Below are 18,936 nucleotides of genomic sequence, written 5' to 3' on the forward strand. Positions count from 1 at the left end.
CGGATGTGCATCCCCTCGCCGTGGGGACGGGTGTCAGCCGTTGATGACCTGGGGAACGCCCAGGGCTTTGAGGCCTTCGACGCCGAATTCGAGTCCGTAGCCGGATTGCTTGGCCCCGCCGAAGGGGATGCGTGGATCCACCGCTCCGTGCCTGTTGATCCAGACGGTCCCAGCTTCCAGCTTGGCCGCAACCTCGCGTGCGGCGGACAGGTCGGAGGACCACACCGAGGCGCCGAGTCCGACGTCGAGGGCGTTTGCTTTTGCCACGGCTTCGTCCAGGGTGCTGTACCGGATGATTGGCAGGGCAGGGCCGAATTGTTCTTCGGCCACCAGCGGGTTGTCGTTATCGATGTCAGCCACCAGAGTGGTGGGGTAGAAGAAGCCAGGCTGTTCACGATCAGGGTTGCCGCCGATCAGTACGCGGGCACCGGATGCTTTCGCTGCCTCTACGAGGTCGTCGACCACGTTGTACTGCGCCTTGTTTTGCAGGGGTCCCAGGACATTGTTTTCGTCCAGGCCGTTCCCCATCGGCATGGCCTTGGCAACGGTAATCAGTTCTTCGCAGACGGCGTCGTAAATGGAGTCGTGAACGTAGAGCCGCTTAAGGGCGGCGCAGGTTTGCCCGGTGTTGATGAAGGCACCCCAGAAGAGGTCTTCGGCAATGGCCTTCGGATCGGCGTCGGGTAGGACGATACCGGCGTCGTTGCCGCCCAGTTCCATGGTGAGCCGTTTGACGGTATCTGCCGATGACTTGATGATTGCCCTGCCGGCTGCAGTGGAGCCGGTGAACATGAGCTTTCCGATAGCTGGGTGCTCGGTGAGGCGGGACCCGACGCCGCGATTGCTGCTCAGAACGGCGAGCACGCCCTCGGGCAGCTCTTCGTTGATGACAGATACCAAAGCCAGGACGCTCAGGGGCGTGTTCTGGGAAGGCTTCACAACCACGGCATTGCCCATGCGAAGCGCCGGGGCAATCTGCCAGACCGCGATCATCATTGGCCAGTTCCAGGGGCCGATGGCGCCAACGACGCCGATGGGGCGGTAGTGAAGTTCGGCCCGGGTTTCGCCGTCGTCCACCACGGTTTCAGTTTCCAGCGGCAGCGCTGCAGTGGCGCGAAGCCACGCCACGCAAGCGCCAACTTCAAAACGGGCATTGGGACCGTTCAGGGGCTTGCCCTGCTCACGCGAAAGGAGTTGAGCGAGCTCTTCGGCGGAACGCTCGACGGCGGCCGCGGCCTTGAGCAGGGCGGCCGACCGCTTCTCATGTCCGGACGCAGCCCAAGCCGGCTGCGCGGCAACGGCGGCAGCTACGGCAATCTCGAGGTCATCGACGGTGTGGATCGGGGCCTCGCCGACAGGCTCGCCGGTAGCAGGATCAAAAATGGTTCGGCTGGCCTGGCCATGCGCCGGTGCGATCCGGGAAAGCAGTGAGTCGTAGGATTCCAAGTGAGTGCTCCTCTGTTGGTAAGGATGGTCCACGGCTGAAGCGCGGAAGGTTGTCTGTCAGCTAAAAGTGCACAGAGGGCATCGCAGACCGTGCTGTGTAGCCAAAATCTGCCACCGACTTTGCTTAGTGCTTGTGTGTGTCCTGGGGGTATTCGGTGGTGTTCAGGACGGTCAGTCGTGAGTTGAAGGGCAGGACTACTGGTTCTGCCGCAGGATCGTCCCAACCGAACATGCGGCCGATGGATCGTTCTTCCCGCAGGTCAACCAGCAGCACGGCTTCTACCGTCATGACCTTTTCGGTCCAGAAGAAGATGAACAGATTTTCGGCCACGTCCCAGGTCATGCAACGATCGGTATCGGCAAGTCCGGCTTCGCCGCCGCGGACACAGTTCCAGGTAAAGGTGCCTGGGTTCAGGTAGATGTGTTCGTAGGTCTCGACGTCGCTGTAGCGGTAGAAGATCCGCTTGCCCACCAGCTCGGGCGATCGCTGGTGCAAGACATCCGTGCCGTGGATGTTGGTCTGGCTGAATTGGGTGGTGCTGCGGGTCTTGCCGTCGACAACCTGGAACGTGGACGAGCCCCTGGTTACGGCGCCGGTGTTCCTGTCCATAACAATGGTGACGTTCTCGGCGTCGACGCCTTCCCCGCGGACGAAGTCAACGATGAAGATGTCCGGACGGGCCTCGATGGCCTTGTAGTTTGCCGTCCCGCTGGTTTCGCTGTCGGGGCCTGAATTGATCCAGATAACTGTGGAGGAATCCTGGAAGGAATACTCTGCCGAACTGCCGCCTTCGGCAGGGATGCTGAGTGTGGTTCCTGACAATGCCGGAGATGCCGGCAGTGTCTGGTCTCCGAATCCGTCAAGCATTGTCGAAACGGGGGGCCATTTGTTCTCTGGGATGTAATCCTGAATTTCGGCGGAGCTCATAGGTGTTTCCTGTCTTTTTAGTGATTTCGTTTGTGGGAGTCTGGGAATTTGCCGGGGGACTCAGACAATTTCCGCGGCGTAGTCGATGGACGGCTTTCGCAGGCCTCGGGCCCAACCCGCCACGAAGAGTAGCGGGATTCCCAGGAGCAGCCACCTTGCGATCCCTCCGGCGCCGCCGAGCAGGACATCGTAGTTGTCCAGGGTGAGGTAGCCGACGACGATGAAGGCGAGGAAGGACAATGCGGGCGCGATGACCGTGACCCAGATGTTGTCCCGGGTTCCTTTCCGGGCGAAGTAGACGACGATGGCCGCGGATGTAACGAGCAGTATGGAGATGAATCCAGCAGTGCCCAACGCGACGAACCATGCAAACACTGTGGTGATGGGGTCCGCCCCTGCCAGCAGGAAGATACTGATGATGACCAGGACGACGACTGCGTTGATGAGTCCTGCGAATGAGGGGGCTCCGGTCTTGGAGACTGAGGAGAGTTTGGCCGGCAACGCGCCGGCCCGGCCCAGTGCGAACAAGTATCGGGAAAACATGTTGGACAGGCCCAAAAGCATGGCGATAAAGCTGGTTACCACCAGGATCTGCATGGCTATGCTAAGCCACGTGCCAGCGCTTGATTCTGCGAGCTCAAAGATCATTCCTGAAGGGTTCTCAGTGGCAACGGTCTGAATGTTATCGATGCCGATGGCTCCACTGATGGCCCAGGTGGACAGAGCGTAGAAGACACCAATGAAACCGATCACCAGGTAGGCCGCCCTGGGAATGGTGCGGCGGGGGTTTTTGGCTTCCTCGGCGAAGACCACGGTGGCTTCAAAGCTGGTGAAGCAGGCGAAAGCGAACAGGAGCGAGATGCCCAAACCAGGCCCAAAGATGCTGGAGCCGGTGAACCCCTCAAACGTGAAGACTCCGAACCCTTTTTGCACGATGAGTGAAACAACCAGAGCGGCCACCACCAGGGTTTCGCCGAGGATCAGGACGCCGAGAACCTTCAGGCTCGCGTCTACGCCACGCATCGTGAGGAAGGTAGTGATGGCAAGGATTGCAACAATCCAAAAATAGACGGGGAGGCCAACGCCGGTCAGGCTTTCCACGAGCTGCTGCGCAAAGACACCGAACTGCGACCATAGTCCAACTTGAAGGCTGAGGTAGGTCAGAATGGCGATTCCGGCGCCTCCTGTTGCCCACTTGTTTCCCAGGCCCTTCGCGATATAGGCAACAAAACCACCAGCGTTGGTGATGTGCTGGCTCATCCTGAGGTAGCCAACAGAAAACAGAGCGACCAACAACGCGGCGATTGCGTAGATGACGGGTGTCCCGGGGCCGCTCGCTGAGAAAAGGACGGGGCTCGCGCCGACGACTGCAGCCATGGGCGCCGCGGCTGCAATGGCAAAAAAGGCAACGGCGATGACGCCCAGCTTGTTCGCCTTCAGGCGGACGGGTGGAGTGGTTGATGCGTGCTCATCGAGTCCAAGACTTGCCGACGTGCGGCTTGATTCTTGATTCATGGATTGGCTCTTTCATAGTGCCCGGCGCAACGGGCCAAGTGATGGGGAGATGGTGAAGCCTGCATTGCGCGCCTATGCGCAGTGCGAGAAGAAGGTCGATCGATGCTGCGTAGGACAGACAGCCCTTTGAGTGATCCTGCCCACACTCCAAACTATACAGATGTATAATTTCGAGTGTCAAGGGTCGTTTTTGGGCAGCGGCGGACCGCTGATCTCGGTGTATTGGCGAATTACCTACGGCTGCGATGGGATGCCGGTAGGGCGCTTGATTCGATCGGGTGGGTTCGTGATCTTCAGGTAGCCGAATCTGCGGCCGACGGTGACAGTCCCTGCTGCAGCAGCACCCCATGGACTTCCTCAAGGGATGCTTGAATGAGCCGGCGCTCAACGCCGGAAAGGTACTGAAGGACCAATCCGTCGAGTGTCGCGAAAAGCATGCGGGCCACAACCCGGGAATTGTAGGAAGCGCCGGAAGCGTCGAGGCCTTCGGTGAGCGCTTCGATGTAGCTTTCATACAACGCGAGCACCCCGGCGCGGAGTTCGGGGCGCCGGCGCGACTCAAGGATCATTTCGTACTGGAAAACTTGAAGCTCGGGATCCTCCAGGAGTAGATCGAGCAGCGAGTCCGTGAAGGACTGCCCCGCGGTGACGGCTTCCCGCAGTCTGGAAGCGCTGATGGAGCGTTCGGATGCCCATTCCAGTGCGGCCGCTATCAAGGCGTCACGGGTCCCGAAGTGATGGGCTACCAGGGAGTTATTGACTCCTGCGCACTCCGCGACCGACCTAAAGGTCAATCCCCGCAGGCCTTTCTCCGACACCACCACCACGACAGCCCTGAGGAGGGCGTCCTTGCCGGTTCCATATTTTGTTGCGCCGCTTGGATTGCCCATAGCACTGATCCTATCCATGCTGGCGGGGCCTTGACAGGAAACTAAGCAATTGCTTAGATCATGGTGAGTGATGCCATTCACGCCTGTGGCCTAAAGGTCACCGATTTCCCAAGCTCATGAGAGCTTCCACACTTTTCTGGAGTCAAAATGACCAACGCCGCCTTCACTGTTTCCGATGCCCTTGACCAGGGCAAGAATGAAGCGTTCGAACTTGGATCCGTTCAATGGATCCGCAGATTTGGTGACGGGGAACGACCCGCGCTGGCCTGTGGATTCTGGCATGTAACCCCTGAGGAAGCCCCTGTACCCTTCGATCTGCTCATTGAGGCTGATGAGACCATCACGATTCTCGAAGGGCATCTCACCATCGAAGTCGAGGGCGGACAGTCTTACAACCTCACTCCTGGCGGCGCGGCGTCCTTTAACAAGGGGGCCAAGACCCGTTGGTCAGTCCACGAGCCCACCGTCGAGTTCTTCGTCTACTCCTAACGGCCGGAAAGGAACCTACAATGGAGACCACCGACGTCGACGTTGTCGTTATCGGAGCCGGATTCGCCGGACTTACAGCTGCCCGCGAGCTCGCACGACAAGGCCTTACGGTGCGAATCCTGGAGGCGCGTGACAGGATCGGTGGACGCACCTGGCTGGACCGGCGTTTGGGCCGGGATCTTGAATTCGGTGGAACCTGGGTCCACTGGACCCAGCCCTATATCTGGGCCGAGCTGAAACGTTACGGGTTGGCGACGACACCCAGCCCACAACCGCAGAAAGCCATGTGGTGGGCGGCGGGAGCTCGCCACGAGGGAGACCCTGAGGAGCTGCTGAATCTCATTGGGTCGGGCAATGAGGAATTCGTACGGGAAGCGCGACACTACTTCCCCGAACCTTTCACGCCACTGGCCACTGACGCGTTCCGCGAAGTGGACAATGTAACAGTCAAGGATCGGATCCGCTCGGAATTTCCCCCGGGAGCCAGCCGGGAAATACTGGAGTCCTTCTGGGCCTTGAATTTCAACGGACCCCTTGATGAGGCCGCGTTTACCCAGGCACTCCGATGGGTCGCTTTGACGAACGGAGACTGGAGTGTCTCTTTTGAAGCGTGCGCCACCTACAAGATCGTCGGCGGAACAGGAGCCTTGGCCCAGGCCATCCTCCGAGACTCCTCCGCGGAAATTGACTTCGGATTCACAGTTGCTGAGATAAGCGAAGACGGAGGCATCGTGACTGTCTCCGATCGAAACGGGGAATCCGTTACTGCCGCTGCTGCCATCGTGACAATGCCGCTGCCCGTGTTGCAAAAGGTTGTATTCCATCCTGAGCTCCCGGCTCTAAAACAGGAAGCGATGGTACGCGGCCAGGTATCGAAGGGGACAAAAATTTGGGTACGACTACGGGGGATCCATGAACCGTTTGTGGCCTTGGGCGGAGCTGACTGGCCCCTTAACTTTTTCCAGAGCGAGTACGAAGTGAATGGTGACACTGTCATAGTCGCGTTCGGTCCTGATGCCAGCAATATTGACTCTACTGACGTGTCCGCCGTCGAGCATCAGCTGCGACGGCTTCTTCCCGCCGCCGAAGTTCTCGACGTCGCCACTCATGATTGGACCGGGGACGAATATTCGGGTGAGACGTGGCCCATGCACAAGACGGGGTTCTTGTCTCGTCACTTGGCCGGGATGCAGAAGCCGCATGGGCGCGTCTTTTTCGCCAGCTCCGACATAGCCAATGGTTGGGGTGGTTTCATCGATGGTGCCATCGAAAGCGGAATGGAGGCGGCCCAGCAAGCCGGGATCCTGCTGGAGTCTGTTGCCCTGTCTGCTCCCCGGTAGGATCAATCCATGACTTCCCAGCCTCGCAAATTGCCTTATGGCGATGGCCGTGACGCTTTGTTGGCCGCTGTCATCAGCGTCGTAGCCGAGAAAGGGCTCCGTGGGGTGACCTACCGTTCCGTTGGGTCCCGGGCTGGGGTTAACCACGCTTTAGTGACTCATCACTTCGGATCCCTCGATGGCCTGCTGGCGGCAACGATGGAGTGGGCCGTGCATCGCTCCATCGAGGAGACGGGTCTGGAAGGTCTTGCGGACTTTGACGAGAGTTTTGCAGACGCGCTGATCAACTCGGTGGCCGCAGAACCTGAACTTCAGTTGTTTCAGTTCGAGATGATCCTCGAATCCCGCCGCAATCCCGAGATTAGGGAAATGGTTAGTCGGCTGTATCAGAATTATGTGCGAACCGTGGAACAGGCCCTAGTTAAAAAAGGGGTTGATACACGCAATGAGGTCTCGCTAGCCGCTTTCGCCGCACTGGACGGCCTCATGCTGCAATTCCTCACAATAAGCGATACGACGAGAATAAAGCCCGCGGTTGTACAAGTCGGTCGCATGCTCGCCAAGCTTCAACAGCCCGGGTAGTTTCCTGCAGGCCTGCCTATACTCAAACCATGACAACCGAGAACGCCCCGAACACTCCCTCTACGGCGGACTCGCCCCCTGCGGAAAGTGGTCAGCAAGGCGCCCTCGAAGCCATCATCGCGCTGCAAGTCAGGCGCTACAGAGTCGAAGCCGGCATGTCGGCCGCTGAACTTGCTATTCGTACCGGGCTTTCCAAGGCCATGGTTTCCAAGATTGAGTCCGCCAGCACTTCATGTTCTTTGACAACCCTTCAACGGCTGGCGTTGGGGCTTAACATCCCTGTCACCGCCCTTTTCCAGGGGGCTGACACGGAGCGCGAGGCCTCGCTCACTCGTGCCGGAGAAGGGAGCGTCACGGTACGGACCGGAACTCGACATGGCCACGAGTATCGTTTGCTGGGCTCCCTTAAGCGGCGGGAACATGCCGTCGAACCCACCCTGGTCACCCTTTCCAGTGCCTCTGATGTTTTCCCGCAGTTCCAGCACACAGGCACTGAATTCATCTACATGCTCGAAGGCCGAATGGTTTACAGTCACGGATCCTACGAGTATGAGCTCGCACCAGGAGACTCTCTATTGTTCGAGGCTGAGGGACCGCATGGACCACTTCGGCTAACGGAACTCCCCATTCGCTTTCTGGCAGTTGCTTCGCATTAATTGCAGTGGCACGACTGCAACTATTCCCTGGGAGTAATCGGTCTGCACATCAGGTGCGGCAATTATGAGCGTGAAGGGGAGCCGAGCATTTCGGGTTCTTCGTCGACGAGGTAGGCTTCTTCGGCGTGGGCGGCGATGTCGATGCCTCGCATTTCGTCTTCCGGTCGTATGCGCAAGCCGACGGTGACGTGGACGAGCTTAGCTACGAGCCATGTCACGGCGAACGAGTAGACCAGCACTGCCCCAGTGGCCAGCGCCTGTGTGCCCAGCAGGCCCAGTCCGCCCCCGTAGAGCAATCCCGCAGTCTTGTTGGGTGCAGCTTCGGTCGCGAAGATGCCGATGAGCAGTGTGCCGATGACGCCTCCCACGAGGTGCACGCCCACAACGTCCAGGGAGTCATCAAAGCCGAGGCGAAATTTCCATTCGACCGCCAGGGAGCACACGGCTCCGGCGATGGCTCCAATGGCAATGGCACCCAACGGGCTGACTGCGCCACACGCTGGAGTGATGGCAACGAGGCCGGCCACGAGACCGGATGCGGCCCCGATGCTGCTGGCGCGCCCACGGCGGAGGCGTTCGACGGCGATCCAGCCCAGGAGCGCAGCGGCACCAGCCACCGCGGTGGTCAGAAAGACGACCGATGCGGTGTTACCGGCGGCGAGGGCTGAACCGGCATTGAATCCGTACCAGCCGACCCAGAGCAGACCGGCACCGACAAGTACCAGCGGGCGGCTGTGCGGACGGACGTGTTCGCTTTTGGGCCAACCGGCGCTGCGGCCGAGCACCAGCGAAAGCGCCAACGCTGCGACGCCGGCGTTAATGTGGACGGCCGTTCCGCCGGCGAAGTCGATGGCTTTCAGGCTGTTGAGGATCCAGCCGCCGGTGACAGTGCCGTCAGGGGAGTTGAGGGCAAAGACCCAGTGGGCCACGGGCAGGTAGACCAGTGTTGACCAGAGCGCCGCGAAGAGCATCCATGCGCCGAACTTCATCCGCCCGGCCGCGGCACCGGCGATGATGGCAGTGGTGATCCCGGCGAAGAAGAGTTGGAAGACGGCAAAGACTGCTGGGGGAACGTCGGCGTTGGGATCAGCGGCGAGCAGCTGGTCCATGCCCAGGTATTGGATGGGATCGCCGATCAGGCCCAATCCACCGATGGAATTGCCGAAGACTGCCGAGTAGCCGAAAGCGGCCCAGAGGACCGCGACAATGCTGACGCCACCGAAGCACATCATCATCATGTTCAGTATCCGGCGTGAACCCACCATGCCTCCGTAGAACAGGGCGAGGGCGGGAATCATCAAACACACCAAAGCCGAGCTGACCAGCAGCCAGGCCACATTTCCGGAATCCATGGGATGCCCTTTCTGAGGAGAGTGGGAATGTGCCCCACGCCGGTTTGGCGGCGTGGGGCACACATCTTTACTTATGAACTGCAATCACCGGGCGCGGCCCAGCGGCAGGAAGCGCTTGGGATTATGCGAGGGCCGGGGTGTCCCAGAGATTCAGGACAGTACCGATGTTCTTCTCCTCGGCAGCGTGGTAGAGATCGGTGGCCCAGGCGACGTCCTCAATGGGCATGCCGCCTACGGAGTAGAGGATGACTTCCTCGTCGTCACGGCGGGCAGGGAGCTTGCCGGTGGCAATGTCTGCGATCTCCTCGATTTTCGAGGCCGGTATCTTTCCTTCCTCCAGGAGCCCGAACCAGTGTGATCCCGGAATGCCGAGGATTTGGTACGCGGTGGGTCCGTATTCTTCGAGCCACGCCTGGTAGAGGCCTTCGGCGTCGATGACCAGGCGGGCGTCGCCCTGCAGGAAGTCGTCGTCGAAACGGGCCGCGGCGGGAAGGAGCAGCAGTGCGCCGGGCTTGATGGCTGATTTCGGGAAGTATGGGAAGGCGTCGCTGCCGGCGGCATCGGTGGACGTGGTGGCCATGACCACATCGGCGTCGGCGATGGCGTCTTCGATGGTTTCAGCTGAGGTGACGGTGGTGAGTTGGGGGAAGGTTGCTTTCGCCCAATTTACGAAGGTGTCGGTGCTTCCTTCGCTGCGGCCCTTCACGTACAGGGTGTCGATCGAAGGGCGCAAGGCCAGCGTGGTTGAAAGGACCGAGCGGGCGATGACGCCGGGGCCGACCACTGCGGCGACTTTGGCGTCGGCCTTGGCCAGGTGCTTGACGCCGACGCCGGGAACGGCGCCAGTGCGGTAGGCGCTCAGCAGGTTTGCGCTCATGATCGCCAGTGGCGCGCCAGTGTCGCTGTCGTTCAGGACGAATACGTGGATCGAGCGGGGAAGTCCCTTCTTGCGGTTTTCAGTGTTGGAGCCGTACCACTTCACGCCCGAGGTGCCGAAGCGGCCGCCCAGGTAGGCGGGCATAGCCATGAAACGGCGATCCGGTCCATCCTTTGGCATGCCTTCAAACTCAGGAGCGGCGGGGAAGGTGATCATGGCGCCGTGGGAATTGCCGTTCTCGCCGGCCATTCGGTAGTCCCCTTGACGCAATAGAACGAGGACTTCCTCCATGACATCGGTGCATCGGACAAGATCGCCGACGCCGGCCTCGATCATGTCGGGCTCGCTGAGGTAACGGAAGTTGATCTTGGTGGACATAGCACTCCTTAGTCGTTGAACTTGATGAAACATGAATTACTAACAGTAAACTCGGAAGGGATTTCTGATGGGTCAAGCCAGTGTTTCCGGCCTGTTACTTCTTTCGCGGGGACAACTTATTGGTGCCCAAGCGGCACGGGTTGATGTGATTCAGAGCGGCTGTTTTGCTGAACGCCTCAGTTCATGAGGCTCGCGAGTGCGTCGGCCAGAGCCTGCGCCCCGATTTCGGCGTCCTCGTCCAGCACGTGTTCTTCGGGGGAGTGGGAGACGCCGCTGGGGTTTCGGACGAACACCATTGCGGTGGGCACGAGCGGTGAGAGGACGCCTGCGTCGTGGCCTGCTCCTGTGTCGAGGATGGGTGCATCCGGCAGCGCTTGCTGCAGTTGATTCTGCAGGCCTATGTCGAAGTGAACGGTGGGGCTGAGGGATTCTTCTGTCATTTCAACGGTGCAGCCTTCTTCAGCAGCGATCAGCTGGGACTTGTTGTGAATGGTTTGGACCAGTGCCGCGGTAGTGGCATCGTCCGGGTGCCGGACATCAAGCCAAAAGTCCACCCTGGAGGCGATGACGTTGGTTCCACCCGGGATTGGCTGGAGCCGTCCGACAGTTGCCCGGGCGTGGGACTGGCTCCGTGCCGCGTCGCGGATGCCGATGACCATGCGTGAAGCGGCGACCATGGGGTCTTTACGATCGGCCATGAGCGTTGTCCCGGCGTGGTTGCCCTGTCCTTGAATGCTGAGCCGCCAGCGGCCGTGTCCCAGGATGGAGGAGGCAATGGCGATGGGCCGGTCGAGGTCGATGAGCCCCCGGCCTTGTTCCACATGGAGTTCAACGAACGCCCCGATACTGCCAAGGAGCTGCTCATCCTTGCCGATGTAGCGGGGGTCCAAACCGTTGGCGTGGGCGATGTCTGCAAAGGTGTTGCCATCCGGATCCCGCAGGTTCCGGGCTTTGTTGGGGTCGATGGCACCTGTCATCAGACGGGAGCCCAGGCACGCCACCCCGAAGCGGGACCCTTCTTCTTCGGGGAACACCGCGATGGCCAGTGGCCGGGCCGGAATGGGGTTTTGGGCTTTGAGGATGTCGACGGCGACGAGGGCCGAGGCGACGCCAAGGGGTCCGTCGAACGCACCTCCTCCGGGGACGGAGTCGAGGTGGCTGCCGGTGACAAGGCTGTTGCTTCGATCCCCGCCGGGGGTGTCCCACCACGCCCAGATGGTGCCGTTGCGGTCCGTTTCCACGGACAAGCCGCGTTTGGTGGCTTGATCGATGAACCACGTCCGCAGGTCCAGTTCGGCGGTCGAATAAACGGAACGGGTGTAGCCTCCCCGCAGTGGATCGGTGCCAGTGGCGGCGATGTCGGACAGCAACGCGGTGACGGTGGCCGCCGTCGTGCTTGTCCGGGCGGTGACAGGGGTGACGTGATGCATTTAGTGGGCTCCTGCTGGTGCGGCGGCGAGTCGGAACTGTTCCGGGACGGCGCCAGCGCCGGTGGCCAGGTCTGCGGCCAGTTGGCCGATCAGTGGCGCGAATTTCGCTCCGTGGCCGGAACAGGGCGAGAGGAGGGTGATGCCCTCGGCGCGGTCCAGGATGAAGTCCTCGCTGGGCGTATTGGTGAAGAGGCACGTGGTCTCTGCGTACGGTTCGGGGACCAGCCCCGGGAGGTATTTCTCGACGTAGTCGATAACTCGACGGCGGTTTGCCGGGTCGATCTGTCCGTCCTGTTCCGCTGCGGACGGCAGGACTTTGCCGCCGTTGTACTCGGCGACCTTTTGTCCGCGGAAGCCGGCATCGCGGCCACCGGGCAGACCGTAGGCCTGCCAACCTTCGCGTTTGTGGATGAAGGTGGGCCACGGCGAGCTGCTGTCGGCGTACGGGAAGTGATAAGCCAGCTCCTGCCGCACTTCAAGAGCGGGGATACTTTCCAGGAATGAAGACGGCAGGGACAGGGAGCCCAGCAGCTGGGGGAGCCAGCCGCCCGCGGCGACGATCACGTTTGCGGCCATCATCGAACGGCCGTCTTCGGAAGTCAGCGTGTAATGGCCGGCTGATCCTTTGATGGAGGCCACGGCCCAGTTGGTGTGCAGTGCCGCGCCATGGGCCACTGCCTGGTCAACCATGGCGGCCACTGATTCGTGGGCGTCGATCACGCCGGCGCCGGGGTGCCAAAGCACCTGGGTGTCGAAGGCGATCTGCGGCCATCGTGCCTGCGCTTCGTCGGGGGACAGGAGTTCATGGTCAATGCCGTGTGCGGACAAAGCCGCGGCGAGGCGTTCGGGTTGCCTGACCGTTCCATAGTCGACGGCGCCGGTAGGTGTAATGAGCTGTTTACCGCTCAGGCGCGCAAGCTCGTCCCAACCGGCCTTGGCCTCTTTCACCAGACCCGTGTAGAAGTCGCCCGGGTAGGCGTAGCGGAAAATCCGCGCCGATCCATGCGAGCTGCCGGAGTCGTTGGCCGGCGTCGAGCGTTCAAGCAGTGCAACGTCGTGGCCGCGGGCGGCAAGCTGCCAAGCCGTGGCGGCACCCGACAGCCCCGCTCCGACGACGACGTATTCGATCGATTCCATGGACGGCTCCCGTACGTGGTGGTTGATGCGTTGTTTCGCTTCAACCAGTTACCCACGCGAGATTGAACTGCGTCCAATATCATTTCTGTAGCAATTATTAGCGTCAATCGAAAGAATCATCATGGAACTGCGACAGCTCCGCTACTTCCTCGTGGTCGCTGAGGAGCTCCACTTTGGCCGGGCGGCAGAACGCCTGCACCTTACGCAGCCACCGCTAACTGTCGCCATCAGACGGCTGGAGCGTGAGCTCGGGGTTCAGTTGTTTGACCGGACCACCCGACGCGTTGCGCTGACCCATGCTGGGGAGGCGTTCAAGCGGCGCGTTCAAGACGCAGTGACCGAACTCGACGAAGCGGCGGGTGACCTTGCCAGCGTCGCGGCGGGCCTCAGTGGCCGCATCAGGGTGGGCTTCGTCAGTTCGGCCAGCTACACCACCATCCCCGAAGCCATCAGGGCTTTCCGCCAACAACGCCCCCGCGTGGAACTGATCCTGAGCCCGCTCACCAGCGGTGAACAGATCGAACAACTCCTTGACGGCGACCTGGACATAGGGCTTATCCGAGATCCCGGAGAAGTTCCGGGACTGACAATGGAGCTCGTGGGCGCCGAAGACCTCGTTGCCGTCCTGCCTGAGGCGCACCCACTGGCTTTGCAGGAGGAAATCCGGCCCGCAGATTTGGAAGGGGAACCGATGATCCTGTTCCCGTACCGCCTGATGCCCGGATTCGTGACCCGGGTACACCGGTTGTTTGATGGATTGGAAACCTCCCCGCAGGTGGTTCAGCAGACGATCCACCAGGAAACCGTCCTGGGACTGGTAGCCGCGGGCCTGGGAATCTCCATCCTCCCCGCGTCAGTCCGACGCTTCCAGATGCCCGGCGTCCTGACCCGGCCCATCGCCGGACGGCCGCAGACGGCCCTCTACGCAGCCAGGGGACGAGGCCACTCGCCAGCAGTGGACCATTTCATGTCCGGCCTTCTTAGCAGTACGAGGTTGCGGGGCTGAAACTCTATTTGGCGCGGTGGACGGATCGACGATCCGCTTCTATTGGGTGGCCCGATCCCTCTGCGGCGTCTCACAGAGGCGCCCACCGTCACGTGTTTTCGGCCAGGTCCTGGGCATCGAAGGTCTCGCGTGCTTGTTCGATGTGGGGCATGTGCGCTGCGGCCCATTCCAGGAGCACGTCGATGGGGTGGCGAAGTGTCTTGCCCAATGGTGTGATGCGGTACTCGATCGCCACGGGGCGCGAGCTGAGCAGCTCGCGTTCGATGATGCCGTTGCGTTCGAGGCGACGCAGCGTCGCGGTCAGGGACTTCTGCGACACCGATGGGATCGCGCGCCGCAGTTGGCTGAACCGGCATGGCCGCTCGCAGAGTTCGTTGAGCACGCTCAATGACCACTTGTCCAGAACTTGATCGAGCAATTCCCGGTGCGGGGTGCTGATCTCCAGAGGGTCAGCATGGCTGGTGGTATCCGGCATGAAACCTGGTCTCGTTGAAGTGTCCTGCATCTACCAGGTATCAAAGATATACCAAGGTTCATCTCTCTTCCTTAGGAGTCTCATGTCTGTTCAGCGTTTCAGCCCGGAAGGCCTGTTGCAGCCCACCCCGTACCACCACGTCGCCGTCGGCACCGGCACCCGTCACGTTCACGTCGCCGGCCAGATTTCACGCCTGGCCGATGCTACCCCCATCGCCCCGGGTGATTTGGCCGGCCAGGTCGCCCAGGCTCTCCGCAATACCGCGAGCGCGCTTGCCGGCGCCGAAGCGAGCTTCGACGACGTCGTGCGTTTGACGTTCTATGTCACCACTTGGGCCCCGGAGAAGATCACCGCTTTCATGGAAGGTATCGAAAGTGTCGCGGCGGAGATCGGACTGCCCACGCCGATGCCGCCGACCTCGCTGATCGGCGTCGAGTATCTGTTCGAACCGGATGTGCTCGTCGAGGTCGAAGCAACTGCAGTACTGGATTAGCAGCACCAGGTACCCGAACCGCCGCCGGGCTATGAGGAGCCACGGCGCGGAGTGTTCCCCTCCGTGCGCCCCGTGGCACTTGGCGCCGGAGCGCCAGTGGCCTGAGTGCCTACAAGGCGTCCCCCGGTGAGGTAGCGGCCATGCAGGGGACCCGGATGCAAAAGCAGGCACCGTCGTCGGGGAAGTCTGTGGCTTCTGCGGTCAGCGTGAGTCCCATGCGTTCCGCAAGCCGTGCTGCGATGGAGAGGCCGAGGCCGCTGCCGGTGGGGCGTTGTCCGTTGTAGCGGTGATAGAGGACGCCGCGATCGAAGGCGACGGCGGTGTCGTCGACCGTGAGGCCCGGGCCGCTGTCCCGCACTTCGATGACGATCGCGTTGCGGATGCCAGGGAACTGCTCAGGGGATTGCGCCGACCCCGCGGTTGTGGGGCGTTCTTCTAACCTGGCGCGGAGGATGAGCGGTTTCCCTCGCGGGGTGACGCGCAGTGCGTTGCCCACGAGCCCGTCGATGATTTGGCGTAACCGTTGCGCGTCCGTAGTCACCAGCAGGGGTTCACTCGTGGCTGCTTCCGGCAGCTGAAGCGTCAGTTCCACCCCGGCCTCCGTGGCTGCACCCTGCCATGTCCGCTGTACTTGTCCCAAGAGCGCTGCGACGTCGACGGGTTGGAGGTCCAGGGTGAAATCGTCCGCTTCCAGTCGGGCCAGTGCGAGAAGGTCGCGGACAAAACCATCGAGACGGTCCGTTTCCGCGGACAGTGTGCGCCCTATCCGTGACATGTCCTCCGGCGGGATCAGCCCGTCCTCAAGGGCTTCGGCGTAGCCGCGCATGGCGGTGAGTGGTGTTCGGATCTCGTGGGAGATGGACAGCAGGAATTCACGTTGCCTGCTTTCGCTGGACAGCAACGCGTGATCCAGGGTGTTAATGGCTTCTCCCACATCGCGCACCTCAGTAACTCCGGCCGGGTCAACGCGAACGGTCCGTTCACCGGCAGCCATCCGCCGCGCGGCTGCAGCAGTCCTGACGAGGGGGCCGGAGAGACGCCGGGCCAGCAGTGTTCCGGCAAGCACCGCGATTAACAGTCCGGCCGCAAGGGCCAGCAACGTGCGTTGGAGGAGCTGGGAGGAGGCGGCATTCACATCGTCCAAGGACCTGCTCAGCACGATCCCCCCGCTCTTGGGAAGGGCCCTTGCCTCCACAAGGAGTTGGGCACCGTCATGGACAACTGTCGCGGACACCTTGTGGCCGGAAAGCACTTGTTGAATGTCGGCTGGCCCCAGGAGCTGTGAGGCTGGCCCCCGGACGGTGCCGGTGGCGGTGATGGTGGACAGCTCGTAGGTGTCCGGTCCAAGAAGGTGCCTCTCGCGAAGGTCCAGCGCCTGGGAGGCAACGGGTGCCGCGGCGAACGCGTCGGCTTGGCGGAACAGCTGCTGTCTGGCCTGCTCGACGGCCGCGGATCGTATCAGTGGGTAGGCGGTGCCTCCGGTGACCAGTACCGCCAGGACAGCCACCGCGGCGGTAACGAGCGTGATTCTTCCCGCCAGTGAGCGCAGCCAACTCGACGCCGGATTCCGGCTTTCGCGGTTAGCGTGGCCGTCAAGCCCGCCGTTACCAGCGTCATGGATTTTCACGTGCGGCCGCCATCGACAGAGTATCCAACACCTCGCAGCGTACGGATGGGGCTGTCATCGCCGAGTTTGGAGCGAAGCTGGGCTATATGTACGTCCACGGTCCGCCCACCCGCATAACTGGCCTGCCCCCAGACCGAAGACAGAAGCTGTTCACGGCTGAACACTCTGCCCGGGCTGGCCATCAAAAAGGCGAGCACGTCGAATTCCCTCGCGGTCAGCTCCACCGCTGAACCATCGACGCTGACAGTGCGGCTGCCCCGGTCCAGGGTCACGGAGCCAACCCGCAGGACGCCGCTGCCGGGGGCGCCCGTGCTTCGGCGCAAGACCGTCTTGAGCCTGGTCACCAACTCCCGAGGTGAAAACGGCTTAGTCATGTAGTCGTCTGCGCCCAGTTCCAATCCCAAAAGCATGTCCACCTCCTCGTCGCGGGCAGTGACAAAAATGATCGGTGTCCAATCCTCCTGGGTGCGCATCCGGCGGCATACCTCGATTCCGTCGATGCCAGGCAGCCCGACGTCCAACACGACAGCGACGGGTCGAAGACTTCTGACCCGCTCCAGGGCGCCTTCGCCGGTGGGTTCCACATGCACGCCGAACCCCGCTTGGCTCAGATACAGCCGTTCCACGTCGGCGATCGCACGCTCATCTTCCACGATCATCACCAGACCACGGGAAGGCGTCGCATCGGGAGTCGATGGTTGTTCCATGCTTCCATTGAACGCTCTGTTGGGGCGGGTAACGCAGCAAGGGCCCATACTTTACCGTCCCCTTACATTCCCCGAATCTGTCCCGGACGTCGGCAGGCGATAGTGGAATGGTAAGGACCCCTACTGGCCCAATCCAATGGGGTCCCACCGGATCACTCAGGAGACGTCATGAACAACAAGCAAATGCCAAGCGGTGACGTTATCCGTCGATGGCGGATGCGCGGTGCCGCCTTGGCGGCAGGTGCTGTCCTTCTCGGGGGAGCAGCAATTGGGGCAACAGCTGCCTCGGCAGACGGTCAGAGCCCGTCCCCTTCTCCAAGCGCGTCATCCTCAGCCTCAACGGCGGGACCGGACAGCGCGAGCCACGCTAAACATCCATTTGCCCGAGCCCTTCCAGCCGTGCTGAGGGTCAGCATCCGGGCCGAGGCCGGGTTCGGGGACAAAGCCCACGAGGTCGCTTACCTCCTGATCCACCACCCCAAGGCGTTCAGCAAACTCCCCGCAAATCTGCAGACCGACCTGAAGACCTTGGAAGCAGCCCCGGCATCAGAGCGGGACGCAGACGCCTCAAGAATCAAGGACACCGCACTCAACGGAGGCTACGGCGAGCAGATACAGAAACACGCAAAAAACATCCAGACGAAACTGGCCCAGACACCAGCAAAGTCCCAGTAGAGGGTTTAGGTCAGCGAAGTCCCAAAGCTCAAGTACCGCAACGATGGAGCATGAAATGGCGACTGGTACGGTCAAATGGTTCAGCACCGAAAAGCGTTTCGGGTTCATTGCCCCCGACGACGGTTCAGATGAGGTCTTCGCCCACTACTCGGCGATCGTCAGCGGCGGGTACCACTCCTTGGAAGGGAACCAGCGTGTCCAGTTCGATGTTGTGCAGGGCTCCAAGGGACCCCAGGCGGAAAATATTCGTCCTGTGGGGTGGCCGCGATAGCCAAGCTGCTCCGTCCTTCCGGAGCTTCACTCAGTGCTGCCGGTGGTAGCTTGCGGTTATGGTGAATGCCCTCGCTTGGTTCTCACAGTCCGGCATCGTGCAGGGCTTACTTCTCGGTGGGGTGCTTGCGTTCTTGACGGCGATCGTGGTGATGAATGCCGTGGGCAGGGCCATCACGACGACGGTCAACGGCTGGAGTGCCATCCCCAGGTGTGGCCAGCGTGGAAACGGAGTCTTTGTGCGGGCCGCCTGCGCGAAGGCCCTGCCTCTGGTTAATGTGTTTGAAGAGGCCGCGTATTGGACAACGAAGGTTGATGCTGCAGGACAAACCTTGAGCGGCGGGAACGGATATGTCCTGCGTTTCCCTGCCGGGCAACTCCCGCCCCATAACGCTTTCTGGTCTCTCATTCCGACCGATGTTGTCGGATACATGGTGAAGAACCCGACTAACCGGTACAGCATTGGGGACCGTTCACCTCTGGTGCGGAACGCTGACGGTTCGCTCGATATTTATCTCCAACACCAAGCACCGGGCAGAAACGAGCAAAACTGGCTGCCGATTCCCTCGGGGAAGTTCAAGCTGACGTTCCGTGTGTATCTGCCCGGTCCGGCAATACTCGAGGGCTCGTACCATTTGCCACCTGTCATAAGGGCGCACTGAC

General features: G+C 61.4%; 20 protein-coding genes. 9 read left to right on the forward strand and 11 right to left on the reverse strand.

All coding sequences use genetic code 11. From position 1 onward, the window contains the following. Positions 1-33: 33 nt before the first annotated feature. The 4 genes from AB4Y87_RS14515 to AB4Y87_RS14530 all read right to left on the reverse strand — a co-directional run bounded on the left by AB4Y87_RS14515 (position 34) and on the right by AB4Y87_RS14530 (position 4,779). Complete coding sequence (locus AB4Y87_RS14515) at positions 34-1,446, reverse strand: aldehyde dehydrogenase family protein (protein ID WP_442005029.1); 1,413 nt, start codon at positions 1,444-1,446, stop codon at positions 34-36. Positions 1,447-1,570: 124 nt separating this feature from the next. Then, positions 1,571-2,374: a MoaF C-terminal domain-containing protein gene (locus tag AB4Y87_RS14520; protein WP_442005030.1), complete on the reverse strand. Its 804-nt coding sequence runs from the start codon at positions 2,372-2,374 to the stop codon at positions 1,571-1,573. Positions 2,375-2,434: 60 nt separating this feature from the next. Beyond that, the gene (locus AB4Y87_RS14525) at positions 2,435-3,889 is read right to left on the reverse strand and encodes an APC family permease (RefSeq protein WP_442005031.1); all 1,455 of its coding nucleotides are present in this window, start codon (positions 3,887-3,889) and stop codon (positions 2,435-2,437) included. A gap of 293 nt (positions 3,890-4,182) precedes the next feature. After that, positions 4,183-4,779, reverse strand: coding sequence for a TetR/AcrR family transcriptional regulator (locus tag AB4Y87_RS14530; RefSeq protein WP_442005032.1), 597 nt, complete (start codon positions 4,777-4,779; stop codon positions 4,183-4,185). A gap of 147 nt (positions 4,780-4,926) precedes the next feature. Here AB4Y87_RS14530 and AB4Y87_RS14535 point away from each other — a divergent pair, with 147 nt between their 5' ends. Genes AB4Y87_RS14535 through AB4Y87_RS14550 form a run of 4 tightly spaced genes read left to right on the forward strand, consistent with a single transcriptional unit; the run spans position 4,927 to position 7,846 of the window. Next, entirely contained in the window at positions 4,927-5,268 is a 342-nt protein-coding gene (locus tag AB4Y87_RS14535) for a cupin domain-containing protein (protein ID WP_442005033.1), read from the forward strand. Positions 5,269-5,288: 20 nt separating this feature from the next. After that, complete coding sequence (locus AB4Y87_RS14540; protein ID WP_442005034.1) at positions 5,289-6,608, forward strand: flavin monoamine oxidase family protein; 1,320 nt, start codon at positions 5,289-5,291, stop codon at positions 6,606-6,608. Between the two features lie 9 nt (positions 6,609-6,617). Next, positions 6,618-7,190 carry a TetR/AcrR family transcriptional regulator gene (locus tag AB4Y87_RS14545; RefSeq protein ID WP_442005035.1) on the forward strand — a complete coding sequence of 191 codons (573 nt, stop codon included), beginning with the start codon at positions 6,618-6,620 and terminating at the stop codon, positions 7,188-7,190. A gap of 29 nt (positions 7,191-7,219) precedes the next feature. Beyond that, complete coding sequence (locus tag AB4Y87_RS14550; RefSeq protein ID WP_442005036.1) at positions 7,220-7,846, forward strand: helix-turn-helix domain-containing protein; 627 nt, start codon at positions 7,220-7,222, stop codon at positions 7,844-7,846. A 62-nt stretch (positions 7,847-7,908) separates the two neighbouring features. Here AB4Y87_RS14550 and AB4Y87_RS14555 read toward each other — a convergent pair whose 3' ends face one another. The 4 genes from AB4Y87_RS14555 to AB4Y87_RS14570 form a co-directional block, all read right to left on the reverse strand. Further along, positions 7,909-9,198 carry an ammonium transporter gene (locus AB4Y87_RS14555; protein WP_442005037.1) on the reverse strand — a complete coding sequence of 430 codons (1,290 nt, stop codon included), beginning with the start codon at positions 9,196-9,198 and terminating at the stop codon, positions 7,909-7,911. Between the two features lie 121 nt (positions 9,199-9,319). Next, positions 9,320-10,453: a tyramine oxidase subunit B gene (locus AB4Y87_RS14560; RefSeq protein WP_442005038.1), complete on the reverse strand. Its 1,134-nt coding sequence runs from the start codon at positions 10,451-10,453 to the stop codon at positions 9,320-9,322. A 176-nt stretch (positions 10,454-10,629) separates the two neighbouring features. After that, positions 10,630-11,883 (reverse strand): allantoate amidohydrolase, encoded by a 1,254-nt coding sequence (locus tag AB4Y87_RS14565; protein ID WP_442005039.1) that lies wholly within the window; start codon positions 11,881-11,883, stop codon positions 10,630-10,632. After that, the gene (locus tag AB4Y87_RS14570) at positions 11,884-13,020 is read right to left on the reverse strand and encodes an FAD-dependent oxidoreductase (RefSeq protein ID WP_442005040.1); all 1,137 of its coding nucleotides are present in this window, start codon (positions 13,018-13,020) and stop codon (positions 11,884-11,886) included. 121 nt (positions 13,021-13,141) lie between these two features. On the opposite strand from AB4Y87_RS14570, the gene AB4Y87_RS14575 reads away from it, so the two are divergent. Continuing rightward, on the forward strand, positions 13,142-14,026 hold the full coding sequence (locus tag AB4Y87_RS14575) for a LysR substrate-binding domain-containing protein (RefSeq protein ID WP_442005041.1): 885 nt from the start codon (positions 13,142-13,144) through the stop codon (positions 14,024-14,026). Positions 14,027-14,114: 88 nt separating this feature from the next. Here AB4Y87_RS14575 and AB4Y87_RS14580 read toward each other — a convergent pair whose 3' ends face one another. Next, on the reverse strand, positions 14,115-14,501 hold the full coding sequence (locus AB4Y87_RS14580; RefSeq protein ID WP_442005042.1) for a winged helix-turn-helix transcriptional regulator: 387 nt from the start codon (positions 14,499-14,501) through the stop codon (positions 14,115-14,117). 82 nt (positions 14,502-14,583) lie between these two features. On the opposite strand from AB4Y87_RS14580, the gene AB4Y87_RS14585 reads away from it, so the two are divergent. Continuing rightward, a complete protein-coding gene (locus AB4Y87_RS14585; RefSeq protein WP_442005043.1) occupies positions 14,584-14,994 on the forward strand; it encodes a RidA family protein in 411 nt (136 codons plus the stop codon). Positions 14,995-15,103: 109 nt separating this feature from the next. Here the strand turns inward: AB4Y87_RS14585 and AB4Y87_RS14590 are convergent, their stop codons facing one another. Both AB4Y87_RS14590 and AB4Y87_RS14595 read right to left on the reverse strand, forming a co-directional pair. Continuing rightward, complete coding sequence (locus AB4Y87_RS14590) at positions 15,104-16,621, reverse strand: sensor histidine kinase (protein ID WP_442005044.1); 1,518 nt, start codon at positions 16,619-16,621, stop codon at positions 15,104-15,106. Next, positions 16,618-17,328 (reverse strand): response regulator transcription factor, encoded by a 711-nt coding sequence (locus tag AB4Y87_RS14595; protein ID WP_442005045.1) that lies wholly within the window; start codon positions 17,326-17,328, stop codon positions 16,618-16,620. The genes AB4Y87_RS14590 and AB4Y87_RS14595 overlap by 4 nt, the downstream gene beginning before the upstream one ends. Positions 17,329-17,496: 168 nt before the next feature. Here AB4Y87_RS14595 and AB4Y87_RS14600 point away from each other — a divergent pair, with 168 nt between their 5' ends. From AB4Y87_RS14600 to AB4Y87_RS14610, 3 genes are read left to right on the forward strand one after another with little or no spacing between them, the layout of a single operon-like run. Next, the gene (locus AB4Y87_RS14600) at positions 17,497-18,003 is read left to right on the forward strand and encodes a hypothetical protein (protein ID WP_442005046.1); all 507 of its coding nucleotides are present in this window, start codon (positions 17,497-17,499) and stop codon (positions 18,001-18,003) included. A gap of 55 nt (positions 18,004-18,058) precedes the next feature. After that, complete coding sequence (locus tag AB4Y87_RS14605; RefSeq protein WP_442005047.1) at positions 18,059-18,274, forward strand: cold-shock protein; 216 nt, start codon at positions 18,059-18,061, stop codon at positions 18,272-18,274. A gap of 58 nt (positions 18,275-18,332) precedes the next feature. Then, on the forward strand, positions 18,333-18,935 hold the full coding sequence (locus AB4Y87_RS14610) for a DUF1214 domain-containing protein (RefSeq protein ID WP_442005048.1): 603 nt from the start codon (positions 18,333-18,335) through the stop codon (positions 18,933-18,935). Position 18,936 lies beyond the last annotated feature (1 nt).

It is taken from the genome of Paenarthrobacter sp. RAF54_2, from assembly GCF_052113945.1.
Lineage (GTDB): Bacteria > Actinomycetota > Actinomycetes > Actinomycetales > Micrococcaceae > Arthrobacter.

What these genes read in the sequence shown, in the direction of transcription:
- AB4Y87_RS14575 (WP_442005041.1), top strand. Translation starts at nt 13,142, where the DNA reads ATGGAACTGCGACAGCTCCGCTACTTCCTCGTGGTCGCTGAGGAGCTC.
- AB4Y87_RS14540 (WP_442005034.1), top strand. Translation starts at nt 5,289, where the DNA reads ATGGAGACCACCGACGTCGACGTTGTCGTTATCGGAGCCGGATTCGCC.
- AB4Y87_RS14535 (WP_442005033.1), top strand. Translation starts at nt 4,927, where the DNA reads ATGACCAACGCCGCCTTCACTGTTTCCGATGCCCTTGACCAGGGCAAG.
- AB4Y87_RS14530 (WP_442005032.1), bottom strand. Translation starts at nt 4,779, where the DNA reads ATGGGCAATCCAAGCGGCGCAACAAAATATGGAACCGGCAAGGACGCC.
- AB4Y87_RS14550 (WP_442005036.1), top strand. Translation starts at nt 7,220, where the DNA reads ATGACAACCGAGAACGCCCCGAACACTCCCTCTACGGCGGACTCGCCC.
- AB4Y87_RS14520 (WP_442005030.1), bottom strand. Translation starts at nt 2,374, where the DNA reads ATGAGCTCCGCCGAAATTCAGGATTACATCCCAGAGAACAAATGGCCC.
- AB4Y87_RS14570 (WP_442005040.1), bottom strand. Translation starts at nt 13,020, where the DNA reads ATGGAATCGATCGAATACGTCGTCGTCGGAGCGGGGCTGTCGGGTGCC.
- AB4Y87_RS14545 (WP_442005035.1), top strand. Translation starts at nt 6,618, where the DNA reads ATGACTTCCCAGCCTCGCAAATTGCCTTATGGCGATGGCCGTGACGCT.
- AB4Y87_RS14600 (WP_442005046.1), top strand. Translation starts at nt 17,497, where the DNA reads ATGAACAACAAGCAAATGCCAAGCGGTGACGTTATCCGTCGATGGCGG.
- AB4Y87_RS14555 (WP_442005037.1), bottom strand. Translation starts at nt 9,198, where the DNA reads ATGGATTCCGGAAATGTGGCCTGGCTGCTGGTCAGCTCGGCTTTGGTG.
- AB4Y87_RS14580 (WP_442005042.1), bottom strand. Translation starts at nt 14,501, where the DNA reads ATGCCGGATACCACCAGCCATGCTGACCCTCTGGAGATCAGCACCCCG.
- AB4Y87_RS14525 (WP_442005031.1), bottom strand. Translation starts at nt 3,889, where the DNA reads ATGAATCAAGAATCAAGCCGCACGTCGGCAAGTCTTGGACTCGATGAG.
- AB4Y87_RS14610 (WP_442005048.1), top strand. Translation starts at nt 18,333, where the DNA reads ATGGTGAATGCCCTCGCTTGGTTCTCACAGTCCGGCATCGTGCAGGGC.
- AB4Y87_RS14565 (WP_442005039.1), bottom strand. Translation starts at nt 11,883, where the DNA reads ATGCATCACGTCACCCCTGTCACCGCCCGGACAAGCACGACGGCGGCC.
- AB4Y87_RS14585 (WP_442005043.1), top strand. Translation starts at nt 14,584, where the DNA reads ATGTCTGTTCAGCGTTTCAGCCCGGAAGGCCTGTTGCAGCCCACCCCG.
- AB4Y87_RS14560 (WP_442005038.1), bottom strand. Translation starts at nt 10,453, where the DNA reads ATGTCCACCAAGATCAACTTCCGTTACCTCAGCGAGCCCGACATGATC.
- AB4Y87_RS14605 (WP_442005047.1), top strand. Translation starts at nt 18,059, where the DNA reads ATGGCGACTGGTACGGTCAAATGGTTCAGCACCGAAAAGCGTTTCGGG.
- AB4Y87_RS14595 (WP_442005045.1), bottom strand. Translation starts at nt 17,328, where the DNA reads ATGGAACAACCATCGACTCCCGATGCGACGCCTTCCCGTGGTCTGGTG.